The sequence below is a fragment of the Massilia sp. IC2-476 genome (assembly GCF_020707295.1).
Lineage (GTDB): Bacteria > Pseudomonadota > Gammaproteobacteria > Burkholderiales > Burkholderiaceae_D > Telluria.
In genome coordinates, this window is sequence record NZ_JAJFER010000023.1 from 1 (window position 1) to 755 (window position 755).

Below are 755 nucleotides of genomic sequence, written 5' to 3' on the forward strand. Positions count from 1 at the left end.
ACGATACCGACGATTTCGATTTCTTCGCCGACCTTGATGATGCCGCGCTCGACACGACCGGTCACCACGGTACCGCGGCCCGAGATCGAGAACACGTCTTCCACCGGCATCAGGAAGGCGCCGTCAACGGCACGTTCCGGGGTCGGGATGTAGCTGTCCAGTGCATCAGCCAGCTTCATGATCGCGTCTTCGCCCAGTTCGCCAGCCTGGCCTTCCAGGGCCATACGTGCCGAACCTTTGATGATTGGCAGGTCGTCGCCTGGGAACTCGTACTTCGACAGGAGTTCGCGCACTTCCATTTCGACCAGTTCCAGCAGTTCTGCGTCGTCGACCAGGTCGCACTTGTTCAGGAACACGATGATGTACGGAACGCCAACCTGACGCGCCAGCAGGATGTGCTCGCGGGTCTGCGGCATCGGGCCGTCAGCGGCCGAGCACACCAGGATCGCGCCGTCCATCTGCGCAGCACCGGTAATCATGTTCTTGATGTAGTCGGCGTGGCCTGGGCAGTCAACGTGCGCGTAGTGACGGTTCGCGGTTTCGTACTCGACGTGCGCGGTGTTGATGGTGATGCCGCGTGCTTTTTCTTCCGGAGCCGCGTCGATCTGGTCGTAGGCCTTGGCTTCGCCGCCGAACTTCTTCGACAGAACGGTTGCGATTGCAGCCGTCAGGGTGGTTTTGCCGTGGTCAACGTGACCGATGGTGCCGACGTTGACGTGCGGCTTGGTCCGTTCGAATTTTTCCTTTGCCATTTC

At 60.4% G+C, this 755-nt stretch carries 1 protein-coding gene; it reads right to left on the minus strand.

Going from position 1 to position 755, the window contains the following annotated elements; all coding sequences use genetic code 11:
* Positions 1–752, minus strand: a 752-nt coding sequence (locus tag LK539_RS24380) for an elongation factor Tu (protein WP_227803636.1), incomplete at its 3' end; no start/stop codon positions are given.
* Between the last annotated feature and the right edge of the window lie 3 nt (positions 753–755).